This window comes from Streptomyces chumphonensis, assembly GCF_014779715.1.
Classification (GTDB): domain Bacteria; phylum Actinomycetota; class Actinomycetes; order Streptomycetales; family Streptomycetaceae; genus Streptomyces; species Streptomyces chumphonensis.
The window spans coordinates 182,384-196,310 of the sequence record NZ_JACXYU010000007.1 but is presented as its reverse complement, the minus strand read 5'-3'; the positions used below and the strand labels follow the sequence as shown (position 1 = coordinate 196,310).

14 protein-coding genes are annotated in these 13,927 nt (G+C 77.3%); 6 read left to right on the top strand and 8 right to left on the bottom strand.

All coding sequences use genetic code 11. From position 1 onward, the window contains the following. Positions 1-117: 117 nt before the first annotated feature. Positions 118-960: a DUF3027 domain-containing protein gene (locus tag IF129_RS15645; protein WP_191210269.1), complete on the bottom strand. Its 843-nt coding sequence runs from the start codon at positions 958-960 to the stop codon at positions 118-120. A 374-nt stretch (positions 961-1,334) separates the two neighbouring features. On the opposite strand from IF129_RS15645, the gene IF129_RS15640 reads away from it, so the two are divergent. The 4 genes from IF129_RS15640 to IF129_RS15625 are packed head-to-tail and all read left to right on the top strand — an operon-like array spanning position 1,335 to position 4,935. Next, complete coding sequence (locus tag IF129_RS15640) at positions 1,335-2,738, top strand: MFS transporter (protein ID WP_381480108.1); 1,404 nt, start codon at positions 1,335-1,337, stop codon at positions 2,736-2,738. A 27-nt stretch (positions 2,739-2,765) separates the two neighbouring features. Beyond that, on the top strand, positions 2,766-3,281 hold the full coding sequence (locus IF129_RS15635) for a DUF2771 domain-containing protein (RefSeq protein WP_191210267.1): 516 nt from the start codon (positions 2,766-2,768) through the stop codon (positions 3,279-3,281). A 21-nt stretch (positions 3,282-3,302) separates the two neighbouring features. Next, a complete protein-coding gene (locus IF129_RS15630; RefSeq protein WP_191210266.1) occupies positions 3,303-4,061 on the top strand; it encodes a futalosine hydrolase in 759 nt (252 codons plus the stop codon). Then, positions 4,054-4,935: a 1,4-dihydroxy-6-naphthoate synthase gene (locus tag IF129_RS15625; protein WP_191210265.1), complete on the top strand. Its 882-nt coding sequence runs from the start codon at positions 4,054-4,056 to the stop codon at positions 4,933-4,935. The genes IF129_RS15630 and IF129_RS15625 overlap by 8 nt, the downstream gene beginning before the upstream one ends. An 88-nt stretch (positions 4,936-5,023) precedes the next feature. Here IF129_RS15625 and IF129_RS15620 read toward each other — a convergent pair whose 3' ends face one another. Next, complete coding sequence (locus IF129_RS15620) at positions 5,024-5,407, bottom strand: cold-shock protein (protein WP_191210264.1); 384 nt, start codon at positions 5,405-5,407, stop codon at positions 5,024-5,026. A gap of 166 nt (positions 5,408-5,573) precedes the next feature. Between IF129_RS15620 and IF129_RS15615 the strand changes: the two genes are divergently transcribed. Further along, positions 5,574-5,867, top strand: a complete 294-nt coding sequence (locus IF129_RS15615) for a hypothetical protein (protein WP_381480040.1) — start codon at positions 5,574-5,576, stop codon at positions 5,865-5,867. Here the strand turns inward: IF129_RS15615 and IF129_RS15610 are convergent. Next, positions 5,837-6,496, bottom strand: coding sequence for an HAD family hydrolase (locus tag IF129_RS15610; RefSeq protein WP_224755016.1), 660 nt, complete (start codon positions 6,494-6,496; stop codon positions 5,837-5,839). The genes IF129_RS15615 and IF129_RS15610 overlap by 31 nt on opposite strands. A 72-nt stretch (positions 6,497-6,568) precedes the next feature. Then, positions 6,569-7,642 (bottom strand): hypothetical protein, encoded by a 1,074-nt coding sequence (locus IF129_RS15605; RefSeq protein ID WP_191210262.1) that lies wholly within the window; start codon positions 7,640-7,642, stop codon positions 6,569-6,571. Between the two features lie 40 nt (positions 7,643-7,682). On the opposite strand from IF129_RS15605, the gene IF129_RS15600 reads away from it, so the two are divergent. Then, positions 7,683-10,220, top strand: coding sequence for a helicase C-terminal domain-containing protein (locus IF129_RS15600; protein ID WP_191210261.1), 2,538 nt, complete (start codon positions 7,683-7,685; stop codon positions 10,218-10,220). 49 nt (positions 10,221-10,269) lie between these two features. Here IF129_RS15600 and IF129_RS15595 read toward each other — a convergent pair whose 3' ends face one another. Genes IF129_RS15595 through IF129_RS15580 form a run of 4 tightly spaced genes read right to left on the bottom strand, consistent with a single transcriptional unit; the run spans position 10,270 to position 13,926 of the window. Continuing rightward, positions 10,270-11,304 (bottom strand): serine hydrolase domain-containing protein, encoded by a 1,035-nt coding sequence (locus tag IF129_RS15595; protein ID WP_191210260.1) that lies wholly within the window; start codon positions 11,302-11,304, stop codon positions 10,270-10,272. Next, positions 11,301-12,224 carry a DUF6895 family protein gene (locus IF129_RS15590; RefSeq protein WP_191210259.1) on the bottom strand — a complete coding sequence of 308 codons (924 nt, stop codon included), beginning with the start codon at positions 12,222-12,224 and terminating at the stop codon, positions 11,301-11,303. Before IF129_RS15590 ends, IF129_RS15595 begins: the two co-directional genes overlap by 4 nt. Continuing rightward, a complete protein-coding gene (locus IF129_RS15585) occupies positions 12,221-13,210 on the bottom strand; it encodes a DUF6895 family protein (RefSeq protein WP_191210258.1) in 990 nt (329 codons plus the stop codon). The genes IF129_RS15590 and IF129_RS15585 overlap by 4 nt, the downstream gene beginning before the upstream one ends. Next, on the bottom strand, positions 13,207-13,926 hold the full coding sequence (locus IF129_RS15580; RefSeq protein WP_318153770.1) for a hypothetical protein: 720 nt from the start codon (positions 13,924-13,926) through the stop codon (positions 13,207-13,209). Before IF129_RS15580 ends, IF129_RS15585 begins: the two co-directional genes overlap by 4 nt. Position 13,927: the final 1 nt, after the last annotated feature.

The window sequence follows — 13,927 nt, the reverse complement described above, 5'->3', positions numbered from 1 at the left end:
CCGCGTGGCCGGTCGGCTACGCGGCGTGCGGGCGTCACTCTAGCGCCGCAGCGGGGCGGGGTTCGGCGGAACGAGCCGCTCCGGCGGCGGAGGGAACGGGGAGGAAGGGGGAAGGGGTCAGCTGCCGGTTTCGCCTGGGCGGGTCTGCGTGGCGGCGTCCGGGGGCGGGGTGTCGTGCAGGGCCAGCGCGTCGACCCTGTTCTCGTCGATCACCGGTGGCGGGGGCTGCGGCGGCGTCGGCATGACGGCCGCCTCGGAGTGCCCGCCGCAGCCGTAGCCGAAGGAGACGACGCGGCCGTCGGCGGGGGCGTACTCGTTGGCGCACACCCCGAACGCCTGCTTGAGCGAACCGGCGAGCGGCACGAGGAAGCCGCAGGTCTGGCAGGAGGCGGGCGCCGCCTGGGCCATCGGCGTGCGGGGGCCGAAGTCGTCCTCCCAGCGCTCGGCGGCCAGGTGGAGGCCGAGTCGGGACAGGACGCGGGCGCGACGCAGGCCCAGTTCGTCGGCGACGGCGCCGATCTCGGCGGGCCGGGGCGCGGTGGGCGGCTCCTCGGCGACGACGGAGTTCGGCGGCGGGGCCTCCTCGTCGGTGTAGCCCTGTTCGAGGCGCACGTCGTCGGCCTCGGTGGGCAGGAGGTCGCCGGTGCCGAGGTCGCCGGGGCGCAGCCGCTCGCTCCACGGCACCCATTCGGGGGCCAGGACGGCCTCCGGGCCGGGCAGCAGCACGGTCTCGTCGAGGGTGACGACGCGGGCGCGGGAGGCGCGGGCGACGGTGACGGCCCAGCGCCAGCCCCGGTAGCCGAACTCCTGGCACTCGAAGAAGTGGGTGACCACGCGGTCGGCGTCGGCCACGGCCCCGAGGTAGTCGCCGACGGTCCCGGGGTGGGCGGCCTCGGCCGCGGCTTCGCGGGCGAGTTCCACTGCCTCGGCGCACAGCCGGTCGGGGGTACGGCTTCGCATCGCAGCACTCACAGCAATCGTCTCTTCCCTACGCCTTGTCGCGCCTGCGCGCACGACAGGAGCCGCGTGTTCGCCGTGGGGGGACGGAGCGGACCGGTGGACCGCTGCGACGTACCCGCGCCGGGGACACACAGGGGACGATGCCGTACGGGGCGCGCTGTGCACCCACGCTACCCCACCACTCCGCCGGGCAACCGCGCGAGGCGGTCGCCGACCGTCCGGCAGGGGTCCCGTTCAAGGCGCGCGCCGTGGGGCACACTGACGACGTGACTGACGAAGTGGGGGGCACGCGCCTGACGGACGGGGCCGGACGCCCGAAGCGCACCGACGCGCGGCTGCGGTCCGCTCCGCCGGTGGCGCAGGCTCCCGCGGAGGTGGGGGACGGCCTCGGGGCGGGGCGACGTCCGGGCGTGGCGCGGCGCGTCGCGCGGGGCTTCGGGCGGGCCGTGCACCGTCCGCCGGCCGCGCTCGGGCGCGGCATCCGCCGGGCGACGCACGCGCAGGGCGCCGGGGAGTCGGGGCTCGGCAAGCTCACCGAGCTGCACATGATCAACTCGGCCGGCGACATGCTCATCACGATCGCGCTGGCCTCCACCATCTTCTTCTCCGTTCCCACCGGCGAGGCGCGCGGACGGGTGGCCCTGTACCTGGCGGTGACGCTGGCGCCCTTCATCCTGCTGGCCCCGGTGATCGGGCCGCTGCTGGACCGCATCCCGCACGGGCGGCGGGCCGCGATGGCCGGGGCGATGCTGGCCCGCGCGCTGCTGGCGCTCGCGCTCTCGGGCGCGGTGGCGGACGGCGGGCTGGAGCTGTATCCGGCGGCGCTGGGCGTCCTGGTGGCGTCGAAGGCGTACAACATCGTGCGGTCGGCCGTCGTCCCGCGGCTGCTGCCCCCGCGCATCTCCCTCGTCAAGGCGAACTCCCGGATCACCCTGGCGGGTCTGCTGGCGACGGGGGCGGCGGCTCCGGTGGGTGCCGGGCTGCACCAGTTCGGTCCGCAGTGGCCGCTGTACGGGGCGTTCGCCGTGTTCGTCATCGGGCTGTTCCTGGCCTTCACGCTGCCCCACCAGGTGGACTCGGCCAAGGGCGAGGCGCGCGCGCAGTTGGCGGCCGACCGGGGGGAGCCCGAGCCGTGGGTGGCCAAGCACAGCCCGGGCCACCGGCGCCGGTCCGAGGAGCGTCCCGGCCTGCGGACGGTCGGGGCCTCGGTGTTGAACGCGCTCATCGCGAACTCCTCGGTGCGCGCGCTGTCGGGGTTCCTCACCTTCTTTCTGGCCTTCCTGCTGCGCGAGCACCCGCTGGACGGCCACGGCGCCGCGTTCTCCCTGGGTCTGGTGGCCGTCGCGGCGGGCACGGGCAACGCGCTGGGCACGGCCGTCGGGGCGTGGCTGCGGGCACGGGGTCCGGAGATCATCATCGCGACGGTGCTGGCGCTGGCCCTGGGCGCGACGGTGGTGGCGGCCGTCCGGTACGACACGGCGACGGTGACGGCGGTCGCCGCGTGCGCGGGCGTCTGCCAGGCGCTGGCGAAGCTGTCGATGGACGCGCTCATCCAGCGCGACGTGCCCGAGCAGGTGCGGACCTCGGCGTTCGCCCGGTCGGAGACGTTGGTGCAGATGTCGTGGGTGGCGGGGGGCGCGGTGGGCATCGTGCTGCCGCTGATCGGGACGCTCGGGATGGCCGTGGGGGCGGGTCTGATCGCGGCCGGGGCCGTGGCGTCGGTGCGGGGGCTGCTGGGTGCGGCCCGCCGCGGCACGCCGCACCCCCGCGTCGCCTGAGGGACGCGGGGCGATAGCCTGCCCACCATGACCAGCATGCTCTCTCGGCTCCGGGGCCGTCACACCCGGGCCCTCGCGGCGACCGGCGCCGCCTTCGCGCTCGTCGCCCTGTCCGCGTGCGAGAAGCCGACGCCGATGACGACGGTCACCGTCGGCTCGGACAGCGTCTACTCCGAGGCGGCCTGCTACAACGACGGCAAGAAGCTGACCGAGGAATCCTTCGCCACGTGCGTCGAGGACGCCAAGGAGGCCCCCTCCATCTCCATCGACCGCAACGACAGCATCAAGGTCGGTGTGGAGCCGGACATCGCGGAGCGCGGCTGGCAGATCTGGCTGGAGGGCCAGCCGTTCGACGCGTTCGCCGACTCCACCTACCAGTCGGTGGACGCCTCGATCATCGTGCAGGCCCTGCAGCGCGGCGGTCAGGAGGTGGACAGCGTCAAGATGTCGATCGTCGAGACGCCGCTCCCGGACGCCGGTGAGCAGCAGGCGCAGCCCGGCTACTACGGCGTCTGGAACTTCGAGCTCGAACTGAGCGAGTAGCACGTCCCGGTAGCGGCGAACGTGAACGCGCGCGTCCTGGTCGTCACCGCCGTCCCGCCCGAGCGGGACGCGGTGACGCGCGCCGCGCCGTGCCCGCCGCAGCCGGTCGAGCTGCCGGGGACGGCGGAGCTGCGCCGCGTCGTGTGGACGCTGCCGGGGCCGCCGGGCGCGGAGGTCGAGCTGGACGTGCTGGCGGCGGGGGTCGGTCCGGCCGCCGCCGCGGCGGGGACGGCCACGGCCCTGACGGCCGCCGTGCTGGCGGGTGCGCCGTACGGGCTGGTCGTCTCGGCGGGCATCGGCGGCGGCTTCGGGCCGGCGCCGGGCCGGGCCGTGGTGGCGTCGCGGATCGTCGCGGCGGATCTGGGCGCGGAGACGGCCGAGGGGTTCCTGCCCGTGACGGAGCTGGGTTTCGGCACCTCCGTCCACCTGCCGCCGGCCGGGGCGGCACGCGAGCTGGCCGGGGCCGTGGACGGCGTCCTCGGGCCCGTGCTGACCCTCTCCACCGTCACCGGCACCGCGCGGGGCGCCGCCGAGCTGGTCCGGCGGTACCCGGACGCGGCGGCCGAGGCGATGGAGGGCTTCGGTGTGGCGGAGGCCGCCGCCGGGTACGGCGTCCCGGTGCTGGAGGTGCGGACCGTCTCCAACGCCGTGGGTCCCCGGGACCGGGCGGCGTGGCGCGTCCCCGAGGCCCTGTCGGCTCTGACCGGGGTGTTCCGCGCCGCCGCGCCGCTGCTGGGGACGTGGACGACGTCCGGGATGCCGAGGGGATCGCATGGCTGACACGCAGGCCCGCGCGGAGGGCCACGGGGGGCCGCTGGCGGTGGCGTACTCGCCGTGCCCCAACGACACGTTCGTCTTTCACGCCTGGGCGCACGGGCTCGTGCCGGGCGCGCCCCCGATCGAGGTGACGTTCGCGGACATCGACGTCACCAACGGGCTGGCCGAGCGGGGGGCCGCGTGCCCCTTCGACATGCTGAAGATCTCCTACGGGCAACTGCCGTACGTGCTGGACGAGTTCGCGTTGCTGCCGTGCGGTGGGGCGCTGGGGACGGGGTGCGGTCCGCTGGTGCTGACCCGCGAACCGGGCCGTGCGCTCACCGGGGGCACCGTCGCCGTGCCGAGCGAACGCTCGACCGCCTACCTGCTGTTCCGGCTGTGGGCCGCGGCCGAGGTGCCCGGCGGCATCGGGGAGATCGTGGTGCTGCCGTTCCACGAGATCATGCCCGCCGTGCGGGACGGCTCGGTCGACGCGGGCCTCGTCATCCACGAGGCCCGCTTCACCTACGGGCGGTACGGGCTGCACCAGCTGGCCGACATGGGCGAGCACTGGGAGCGCACGACGCGGCTGCCGATCCCGCTCGGCGCGATCGTCGCGCGCCGCTCGCTGGGCCCGGAGCGGCTGGCGGCCCTCGCCGACGCCGCGCGGGCCTCGGTGCGCAGGGCCTGGGACGACCCGGCGGCGTCGCGGGCGTACGTGCGGGAGCACGCGCAGGAGATGGACGACGCGGTGATGGACCAGCACATCGGCCTGTACGTCAACGAGTTCACCGCCGACCTCGGCGAGGCCGGGTACGCCGCCGTGCGCGGCCTGCTGACGCGCGCCGCCGCCGAGGGCCTGGTGCCGCCCCTGGCGCCGGACGCCCTGCGCCGCTGACGCGGGCGCGCACCGGGAAGACCGGGAAACCGGGAGGAACGCGAACGGGGCACGCCGCAGCGGCGTGCCCCGACCCGGCGTCGCGCGGTCAGACGTCGAGCTGGTCGGCCACCGCGCGCAGCATTCCGGCGATCTTCGCCCCGTGCTGCTTGTCCGGGTAGCGCCCCCGCTCCAACTGCTGCGAGACGCCGTCCAGCAGCGTCGTCAGGTCCTGCACGATGGACGCCAGTTCGTCCGGCTTGCGGCGCTGCGCCGCCGCGACGGACGGCGCGGGGTCGAGCAGGGTGAGGGACAGCGCCTGGTCACCCCGCTGTCCGGCGACGACGCCGAACTCCACCCGCTGCCCCGGCTTCAGGGCACTGACGCCGCTCGGGAGTACGGAGGAGTGCACGAAGACGTCGCCGCCGTCGTCACGGGAGAGGAAGCCGAAGCCCTTCTCGCTGTTGAACCACTTGACCTTGCCGGTAGGCACGTCTGTCCTGTCCTCGCACTCGTGTGGCATCCGGATAACGGTACGGCGGGCCGCTCTCGACCCGCCGTACCCAAGATTAATCTCCCCGTGGCCGGTGACAAGAGGCCACCGGAGAGTCAGCGACGGTCGAGGCCGTGCACAGGTGCACCGGTCTTACCCTGGACAGGTGACCACTACACCTTCCGCTTCCTCCTCCGCGTCGGACGACGGGCGTCGGCCCGGGGACGTGCTGATCCGGGTCGGGATGGTCGTCTTCACGCTCGGTGCGCTGGCGACGGTCATCACGTTCCTCCCGCTGTTCCTCGGCACCGAGCCCTTCCCGACGGCGGCGTACGTGCTGTCGATGCTCATGGGCGTGGGGTTCGCGCTCGCCGGGGCCGGCTTCCTGCGGGGGGTGGCGGCGCAGCGGCGGGCCGCGCGCCGCCACGGTCAGGCGACGCCCGAGGGCTCGCCGGGGTAGCCGGCCCCCGCGCGGTGGGCGGCCAGCCAGGCCGGGAACGCCGCCAGGCCCGGCAGGACGGCGTCGGCCCCGGCCGCCCGCAGCTCCTCGGCGGAGCACGGTCCGGTGGTGACGGTGACCGAGACCGCTCCGGCCGCCCGGGCCCCGCGCACGTCGCCGACGTGGTCGCCGACGTAGACGTGCGCGCCGTGCTCGCGCAGGGCCGCGGCCTTGGCCTCCGCCCACAACCCGCCGACCAGCGCGTCGGGCAGCAGCCCGAGGTGGTCCAGGTGCAGCTTGGCGTGCGGCTCGTTCTTGGCCGTGACGACGAGGGTCCGGCCGCCCGCCGCCCGGACGGCGGCCAGCGCGGCGTGGGAGCCGGGCAGCGCGCGGGCGGGGGCGATCGCGTGGTCCGGGTACAGCTCGCGGTAGCGCGCCGCCGCCGCCGGGACGTCGTCGGCCGGGAACCAGTACGCCAGCTCCGTCTCCAGCGGGGGCCCGAGCCGGCTCACGGCGAGGGCGCTGTCGATGGGGGTGCCCGTCTCGGCGGCCAGCAGGTCGTAGGCCGCCCTGATGCCGGGTCGGGTGTCGATGAGGGTCATGTCCAGGTCGAAGCCGACGGTGACGGCCTCCGGGGTCAGCTCGGGCATGCCGTCCATTGTGCGGGCCGCCCACGTCACCCGTACGGGCCACCCGGAAGCCGGTGGACCGCAGGTCCGGGCTCAGCCCTGGACGCGGCGGGCGCGCCAGAGGAGGAACACCGCCGAGGCCAGGGCGGCGGCGCGCACGAACCAGGGGTAGTTCTCCTGGAGCACGTCGCCGAGCGCGCCCTCGGGCACGGGCTCGCCCCAGCGGCCCGTCGCGCGGCCCCACAGCCACACGGCGCCCCCGCCCGCGACGAGCGCGGGCATGCCGAGGACCGCCCACTTGCGCTCGGCGAGCGGCAGCCGGGGCGACCACCAGGCCACCAGCCACCCGGCGGCGAGCGCCAGGAGGGAGCCGAGGACGGTGCCGGCGACGAGCGCCGCGACGGCCAGCAGCTCCACCGGGCCGCCGACGCGGGCCACGCCCGCACCCCCCGCGGGGACGGGCACGCGGGCCAGCCGACGCAGCCGGGCCCACCGGCCGTCCGGCGGCGCGGGCTCCTCGGCCCCGGCCGGCTCCGGCGGGCCCGCGGACGCCCCGCCCTCGGGCTTCGACGGCTCCTTGCCCAGCGGCACCCGGCCGGGCGGCGCCTCGCCGGGCAGCGCCTGGCCGGGGACGAGCTTGGGGGCGTCGCCGTCCGCCGTGGGCGGCACCAGCATCTCGGGGATCTCGATGCCGCCGACGAAGCCGTCGACGTGGCCGCCGCTGGTCTTGCCGAAGGGGCCGCCGTCGCCGTTCCACCACTGCGGGTCCGCCGCCTCGGGGGGCAGCTCGTCCAGGCCCACGAGGTGCGGCGGCGTGGGCCCGGTCGGGGCGGGCGGCTCCGCCCGTGGCGCGCGGCGGCGGCGGGCGGCACGGGCGGACGACGGCCGGTCGCCGGACTCGCCGGAGTCCTCGGCGGGACGCGGCGTCGGGACGCCGCCTCCGCCGCGCGCCGCCGCGACGACGTCCTCCGGTTTGCCGAAGCGGCCGAGGATGCGCCGGACCTCCGCCACGGACTCCACACTGCCCTCGGCCCGCATGCGTTCGATACCCGCCCGCAACTCGCCGACCAGCCGCGCCCGTTCGGCCGCCGTCATCGTCGTTCGGTGCGCCACGTCGCCGACCCGGCTGAGGTAGTCGAAGACGAGCTTCTCACTCTCGATCCCCACGCCCCGACCGTACAGGGCCGGGCCCGGTACCGTGGGTGGGATGACCCGTGAGACCGCCGCGCCGCGCACGCTCGCCGACGAGCTGCGCGGCAGGCCCGACGCCGCACTCGCCGAGCTGCTGCGGGCCCGTCCCGACCTGCTCTCACCGGTCCCCGGCGACGTGACGCAGCTGGCCACCCGGGCCGCGACGCGGGCGTCCGTCGTCCGCTCCCTGGAACGGCTGGACCGCTTCGCCCTCCAGACCGCCCAGGCGCTGGCCGTGGCGCCCGACCCCTGCGCCCGCGAGGAACTGGCCGCCCTGCTGCCCGGCGGGGAGGAGGCGCTGCCGGACGCGCTGGCCGTCCTGCGGGTGCGGGCGCTGGTGTGGGGGCCGGACACGCAGCTGCGGCTGGTCCGCACCGCGCGCGAGGTGCTGGCGCCGTCGGCGGCGGCCCCGTCACCGACCGGCCTGGGCCCGTCGCTGGCGGAGGCGGCGGCCGGGATGTCGCCGGGCCGGCTCCAGGAGATCCTGGCGCACGCCGGGCTGCCGACGACGCACGACCCGGTCAGCGCGCTCGCCGCGCTGACCGGGCTGTTCGCCGACGCGGACCGGCTGGCGGCCCTCCTGGGGCAGGCGCCCGCCGGGGCCCGCGAGGTCCTGGGAAAGCTCGTGTGGGGCCCGCCGCTGGGCACCCTCGGCGGCGGCACGACGCCCACCGACGGCGGCACCGCCGACGGCGCCGCCACGGCCCCGGTGCGCTGGCTGCTGGACCGGGGGCTGCTGCTGCCCGCCGGGCAGGGGAGCGGCGGTCGGACGGTCGTCCTGCCCCGCGAGGTGGCCCTGCACCTGCGCGGGGGCCGGGCGCACCGCGAGCTGGAGCCCGTCCCCCCGCAGGTCGGGGTCGCCCGCTCCCACGAGGTGCGCACCGTGGACACCACGGCGGCGGGCCAGGCGTTCACCGCCCTGGCCACCGTCGAGGAGCTGCTGGCGGGCTGGGAGCGCCTGCCACCGCCGGTGCTGCGGGCGGGCGGCCTGGGCGTGCGTGACCTGAAGCGGACCGCCCTGGCGCTGGACCTGCCCGAGCCGGCCGCCGCGTTCTGGGTCGAACTCGCCTACGCGGCGGGCCTGGTGGCCTCCGACGGGGAGGCCGACGAACGGTACGCGCCCACCCCCGTCGCCGACCGGTGGCGGGACCTGCCGCCGCAGGAGCGCTGGGCGCGGCTGGTGGCCGCCTGGCTCCCGGCCACCCGCGTGCCGGGGCTCGTCGGCGGGCGGGACGCGAAGGGCCGGGCGCTGGCCGCGCTCGGGCCCGGCCTGGACCGGTCCCTGGCCCCCGAGGTGCGCCGCCGCGTCCTGGAGCTGCTGGCGGAGCTGCCGCAGGGCGGCGCTCCCCTGCCGGACGACGTGCTGGCCCGGCTGCGCTGGGAACGCCCCTCGCGCGGCCCCGAGGAGCTGCGGGCGCGGCTGTGTGCGGCGGCGTCGCAGGAGGCGGAGCTGCTCGGGCTGACCGGCCGGGGGGCGCTCGCCGGGTACGCGCGCGGACTGCTCGCCCCCCACGCGGCCGACCACACGGCCCACGACGGGACCGGCGACGCCGCGACGGCCGACACCGGGACGGCCCACGCCGCAACGGCCGCCCGCGCGTCCGACGCCTGGGCGGACGCGGCGGACGCCGCCGCCGCCCGGCTCGCCCCGCTCCTGCCCGAGCCGCTGGACCACGTCCTGCTCCAGGCCGACCTGACGGCCGTCGCCCCCGGCCCGCTGGAACGCCCGCTGGCGGACGCGCTGGCGGTGCTGGCCGACGTCGAGTCCAAGGGCGGCGCGACCGTCTACCGCTTCACGCCCGCCTCGGTACGGCGCGCTCTGGACGCCGGGCGTTCGGCCGCCGACCTGCACGCCTTCCTCGCCGCCCACTCCCGCACCCCCGTACCGCAGCCGCTCACCTACCTCGTCGACGACGTCGCCCGGCGGCACGGCAGGCTGCGGGTCGGCGCGGCCTCCGCCTACGTGCGCTGCGACGACGACGCCCTGCTGGCGGAGATCATGGCCGACCGGCGCTCGGCCGCCCTCGGGCTGCGGCTGCTCGCGCCGACGGTCCTGGCCGCCACGGCCGAGCCCGGCCGACTGCTGGAGACCCTGCGGGAGATGGGGCACGCCCCGGCCGCCGAGTCGGCCGACGGCGACGTGCTGATCGCCCGCGCCGGCGCCCACCGCACGCCCCCGCGTACACCGCCCGAGCCGGTGCCCGAGGGGCCGCCGCCGCCCGGCCCGACCCTCCTGGCGGCGGCCGTGCGGGCCGTCCGGGCGGGCGACCTGGCCGCCACCGCACCCCACCGGGCCCCGGGCGGCGCCTCGCCCACGGGTGAGCCGCCGCGGACGACATCGGCCGACACCCTCGCCACGATGCAGTCGGCGGTGCTGACGGGGACGGCGGTGTGGATCGGCTACGTCAACGCGGACGGCGCGGCCAGCCAGCGCGTCATCGCACCCGTCCGGGTCGAGGGCGGCTTCGTGACCGCCTACGACCACACGGCCGACGAGGTCCGCACCTTCGCCCTCCACCGGGTGACGGGCGTGGCCGAGCTGGCCGAGGACTGAACTCCCGTCAGGGGCCGGAGCTCAGCGGCCGGAGTTCACGGGCCGCAGCTCAGCCGTCGGCCTCCGTCAGGAGCGCGTAGCCGGTCAGCCCGAGGGAGCTGCGACGGCTCCAGCTGCGGGCCGCGAGGACGGCGACGGCCGTGCGGGTCGCCCGGTGGAAGCCGAGGAACGCCTCGAGGCCCGGTGTCGCACCGGGGTGGTAGAAGACCTCGCCGTCCCGGAACCACGTCAGGGTGTGGGTCTGCCGGGGACGCAGCCCCCGCCGCAGCACCGGCCGGGTCACCTCCCGCAGCGCGGCGGTCAGCGGCGTGCGCTCCGGCGCGACGTGGGCCTCCAGGAAGGTCAGCAGGTCGTGCGGGGTGGCGCGGACGGCCCCGGCCGGGGCGAAGCCGCGCATGACCAGCGGCGGCACCGGCGTCGTGCCGTCCCGGCGGTGCCCCACGGCGTCCCGGCCGGACGTTCCCGGGTGCAGGCCGGTGTTGCCGAGTCCGAGCGGCCCGAGGACGTGGTCGGTGAGCAGGTCGGCGTAGGAGGTGGCCGTCGTGCGGGCCAGGGCCTGCCCGAGCAGCGCGCCGCCGAAGTTCGAGTACCACCAGCGGCTGCCCGGCCGGTGCCGGACGCGGGCGCGCGCGAAGGCGTCCAGCAGGTGCCCGGTGCCGTAGTCGGCGTAGGGGTTGGTGCGCCAGGCCGGGACGGCGCGGCGCAGGAACTCCGCGTCGTGCGGCAGCCGGGGCAGCCCCGAGGTGTGGGTGGCCAGGTGGGTGAGGGTGATGGCGTCCCGGTGCGGGTCCGGCCGCAGGGGCGGCAGGTGCGCCGTGACGGGGTCGTGGGCGCCGACGCGGCCGGCGTGCGCCAGCGCCGCCAGGAGCAGCACCGTGTACGTCTTGGATGCCGACCCGATCTCGTACCGCAGCCGTTCCCGGTCGGCGTGCCGGGCGGGGCCGTGGCCCCCGCTGTGCACGAGGCGCTCCCCGTCGCGGCTGACGGCGACGACGACGTCGGGCCCGTCCAGGGACCGCACCGCCGCCCGCACCCGCTCCTCCCAGCCCGCCGCGGTGGCCCGGCGGAGCGTCCCGGCCGTCACGCCGGACCCGCCGGGAGCGCCGCCAGGGAGCGGGAGGTGGCCATGACGGAGGCGAACGCGGCGACGAGGGTGGGGTGGTGGAGGAGGTCGAACAGCTCGGCCGGGTCGGCGGTCTGCGGCATCCCGCCCTCGATCGGCATGGCCCCGCTGCCGTCCTGGGCCGCCGCGTAGCGCCGCCAGGCGTCCTCGTCCAGCGTCGGCCGCGGCAGGCAGGCGTCGACGACGAGGAGTTCGCCGAGCAGGTCCCAGTGCCCGCGCTCGGCCCAGTCCTCCAGCCAGGTGGGCAGCCACAGGTCGAGGTAGTCGGCGAGGTCGGACGGCAGCCCCTCGGGGCGGGAGCCCCAGCGCGTGAGGTGGAAGACGGTGTGCGTCACGTCGTAGCCGATGTGGTAGCCCAGCGTCCACGGCTCCGGCCGTCGCCCCAGCCAGGTGCGGCGCGTCGCCTCGGCGATGCCCAGCGACGGGCTCAGCCCGGCGCGTTCCTCGGTGACGGAGAACCCGAGCCGGCGCACCGGCAGCATCTCCAGCGCGGCCCAGCTCCCCAGGGCCCGGCCGTGGGCGACGCCGCGCTCCAGCCCCGGGTGGCGGCGGCCGTCCTCCCTGAACGGCGCGTACACCTCCAGCGGCATCGGGCTGAGCGGCTCGTCCCGCTGGACGCGGTCGAGGACGGCGCCGCCCTCCAGCACCTCCTCCCAGGCGAAGTCGAGGAGTTCGCGGGCCAGCCGGGCCTGCCGGCTGCCGGCCACCCCTTCGCGGAAGAGGGCCGTGCCGATGACGGCCAGCTCGCCGACGGGCTTGAGCCGGCCCAGGTCGGGGACCTCGCCGGGCTCCAGGCTGAGCCGGAAGTGCCGCCGGTGGTCGGACAGCCACTCCAGGGCCCGGACACCGACGTCGTGCAGGAGCTGGGGGCGGGTGGTCACGGTCGGCCTCCGGCGGACGGACTGAGGGCGGCGGGGTCGGGAAGTGCGGGATCTGCGGGATCTGCGGGGGTGCTGGTGAGAGTGAGGGCGGCGGCGAACGCGGCGACCAGCGTGGGGTGGTAGCAGGCACGGAACGCGGCCTCGTCGGTGGCTTCGGGAGCCGGGCCGCGTGGCGCGACGACCCCGTCCGGGCCCTGCCCCGCCGCGTAGGCGGCCCACTCCGCGTCGGCGGGCGGCGGCTCCGGCAGACAGGCGCGCACGGCGAGCAGCTCACCCGCCAGATCCCAGGACTCCTCCTCCAGGCAGGCCACCGTCCACGCCGGGAGCCAGGCGGCGAGGTGGCCGCGCACGTCGGCGGGCAGCAGCTCGGGCGCCGCGCCCCACCGGGTGACGTGGAAGACGTGGTGGGTGGCCGCGTACCCCGACCGGCTCTCGAACGCCCACGGCTCCGGCAGCCCCCCGAGCCAGGTGCCCGCCGCGACCGCCGCCGGGTCGGTGTGCGGGGCCAGGCCCAGGCGCCGCTCGGCGCCCAGCACGGCCAGCGCGCGCGTCGGCTCCCGCTCGGTGCAGTGCCACGACCGGGTCGCGGCTGCCGACCGCGCGAACGCCTCGAAACCCGCGTGCCGACGACCCGCCCCCGCGAACGCCGCGTACATCTCCAGGGGGTAGGTGGCGTGCGGCTCGGCCCGCGCGAGGGCGAGGAACAGCTCCCCGCGCCCGGACGCGTCCCACGCCGCCTCCAGCAACTCCCCGGCCAGCGCGTGCTCCTGCCCGCCGGGCGCGGTGCGGCGCAGGACGGCGGCCATCAGCTCCGCCAGCTCGCCCAGCGGCTTGACGGTGACGTCCGGCTCGGCCCGCTCGGCGGCGTCCGGCGGCGGACGGAACCGCTCCCGGTGCGCGGACAGCCAGCCCAGCGCCCGGCGCAGCACGGCCGCCTGGACGCCGCTCCCGGTCGGGGCGTCGACGGGGGCGTCGGCGGCACTCATGCCGGGGCCCGCCGGACCGGCGCGGTCACCCGCATGAGCTGGGCGGCCCGCACGTGCAGGGCGACGCGGGCGTCGGCGGCGGCGCCCATGTGGTGGACGAAGTCCAGCCCGGCGTCCAGGCCCAGCGTCGTCGGCACCCCGGGGACGAGGGCGAGCCAGCGACCGAGCCCCGCCGCCTGGAGCCAGTCGCGGCGGCGGACGGCCCGCACGAAGCCGCGCCCGAGGTCCACCGGACGCTTGGCGGCCCCCGTGGCCAGCGCCGACTCCACGCCCGGGACGGCCAGGGGGGCGAGCTGCGCCATGCGGTGGGCCAGGCGCGGCCACGGCTCCCCCGCCACCCAGTCGGCGTCCGGCTGCGTCTCCCGGACGCCGCGCCCGGTCAGCGTCCGCAGCGCCTCGGCGAGCCCCCAGTGGCTCCACGCGGACGCCGCCGTCGCCTCGGGCGGGGGCGGGTAGGCGTCACGGGCGGTCTCCGCGAGCGCGACGTCGGCCGGCGCGGCAGCGACCCCGTACAGCAGGGCGGGCGCCAGCGCGTCCGCGCCGAGCACCCGGACGCAGGCGACGAGCAGCGGGTCGTGCGCGGACAGCGCGACCGACCCGGCGAGATCGGGAGCGGACAGGTGATTGCCCCCGCCCGCGAGGGCGGAGGCAATCACCGAAGCGGTGTTCTGCACCGCGTCCGGCAGTCCGGACGCGGGCGACGTTGCTTCAGCCACG

What these genes read in the sequence shown, in the direction of transcription:
- IF129_RS15585 (WP_191210258.1), bottom strand. Translation starts at nt 13,210, where the DNA reads ATGAGTGCCGCCGACGCCCCCGTCGACGCCCCGACCGGGAGCGGCGTC.
- IF129_RS15635 (WP_191210267.1), top strand. Translation starts at nt 2,766, where the DNA reads ATGACCAGCATGCTCTCTCGGCTCCGGGGCCGTCACACCCGGGCCCTC.
- IF129_RS15600 (WP_191210261.1), top strand. Translation starts at nt 7,683, where the DNA reads ATGACCCGTGAGACCGCCGCGCCGCGCACGCTCGCCGACGAGCTGCGC.
- IF129_RS15645 (WP_191210269.1), bottom strand. Translation starts at nt 960, where the DNA reads ATGCGAAGCCGTACCCCCGACCGGCTGTGCGCCGAGGCAGTGGAACTC.
- IF129_RS15625 (WP_191210265.1), top strand. Translation starts at nt 4,054, where the DNA reads ATGGCTGACACGCAGGCCCGCGCGGAGGGCCACGGGGGGCCGCTGGCG.
- IF129_RS15610 (WP_224755016.1), bottom strand. Translation starts at nt 6,496, where the DNA reads ATGCCCGAGCTGACCCCGGAGGCCGTCACCGTCGGCTTCGACCTGGAC.